Source organism: Paenibacillus agricola, assembly GCF_011440305.1.
In the GTDB taxonomy this organism is placed as follows: domain Bacteria; phylum Bacillota; class Bacilli; order Paenibacillales; family NBRC-103111; genus Paenibacillus_S; species Paenibacillus_S agricola.
The window spans coordinates 1-1333 of the sequence record NZ_JAAOIW010000069.1 but is presented as its reverse complement, the minus strand read 5'-3'; the positions used below and the strand labels follow the sequence as shown (position 1 = coordinate 1333).

Genomic DNA, 1333 nt, shown 5'->3' with positions numbered 1-1333 from the left:
TGGTGGTTTACTAATGAAAAGCCTGTCCCCCATCATGTCTTGGCAGAACAACTGGGGACATTGCTAGAGAGAAATGTGTAATCGGTATGTAGCTCAAGAACCGTATGGGTACTTGAGCTTTTTTCGTTTCATAAAAAGATAATTAACATCTATAATTTATTTGTTCATAAATTAACAAATGCTGTTGATCTGACAATTGCAAGGTTAATGAATCTGTTTATAATATTATACAGAAGTACATTAAACATCGATATTATTTATCCTGTCGGCAACGGATACGGGAAAACGATCTCTAATCCGCTGCCTGATGTGATCAAAACAATGGAGGAGTAGTGAAAAACATGTGTAATACCCGTGTTCTAAGTGTTCCAAGTGCAAAAGCGCCATTTGAAAAGACTACGATTCAGCGGAGACCATTACGGCCGGACGACGTCTTAATCGAGATTAAGTTTAGCGGCATTTGTCACTCCGACATTCATAGCGCACACGGTGAATGGACCGGCGGAATCTTCCCGATGGTTCCTGGCCACGAAATCGCCGGAGTCGTAACAGCAGTTGGATCGGAAGTTATGAAATTTGCTGTCGGCGAGCGCGTTGGCGTAGGTTGCTATGTTGACTCCTGCGGTGAGTGCGAATATTGCCTGAAAGGCGAGGAGCAATTTTGTACGAAAGGGGTCGTCGCAACGTATAATTCGTTAGACTACGACGGTAACCCAACATACGGCGGATATAGCCAAAAAATCGTTGTAACGGAAAGGTTCGTTGTCCGTATTCCGGACAGTCTGGATTTGGATGTCGCAAGTCCTCTATTGTGTGCAGGCATCACCACGTACTCTCCCTTGAAACACTGGAACGCCGGCCCAGGCAAGAAGGTTGCCATTTTGGGAATGGGCGGACTTGGTCACGTAGCGATTCAGTTTGCGCATGCCATGGGCGCCGAAGTAACGGTCTTGAGTCGATCCAGGAATAAGGAAAGCGAAGCTCTGAGCTTTGGCGCAGATCATTACTTTGCGACCAATGATCCCGCAACATTCACTACATTGGCTGGTCGTTTCGACCTAATCTTAAACACCGTGTCCGCCAATATTGACGTTGATGCGTATTTATCGCTGCTTCGCGTAGATGGAACGCTTGTAAATGTCGGTGCACCAGCCGAGCCAAGTCAATACAACGTGTTCTCCTTAATCCTGAGCCGTCGCAGTATTGCCGGTTCCCTCGTTGGCGGAATTCCGGAAACGCAAGAGATGCTCGACTTCGCCGCTCAACACGGCATTGCCCCTAAAATTGAGGTGATCCGTGCTGACCAAGTAGACGAAGCGTACGAGCGCATCCT

The 1333-nt window shown here is 47.1% G+C and carries 2 protein-coding genes; both read left to right on the top strand.

Annotation, left to right across the window (positions count from 1 at the left end):
- The first annotated feature begins 207 nt into the window (after positions 1–207).
- Positions 208–333 (top strand): hypothetical protein, encoded by a 126-nt coding sequence (locus G9U52_RS41250; protein ID WP_279538872.1) that lies wholly within the window; start codon positions 208–210, stop codon positions 331–333.
- 8 nt (positions 334–341) lie between these two features.
- The coding region (locus tag G9U52_RS39050) for an NAD(P)-dependent alcohol dehydrogenase (protein ID WP_166158869.1) at positions 342–1333 on the top strand (992 nt) is incomplete at its 3' end.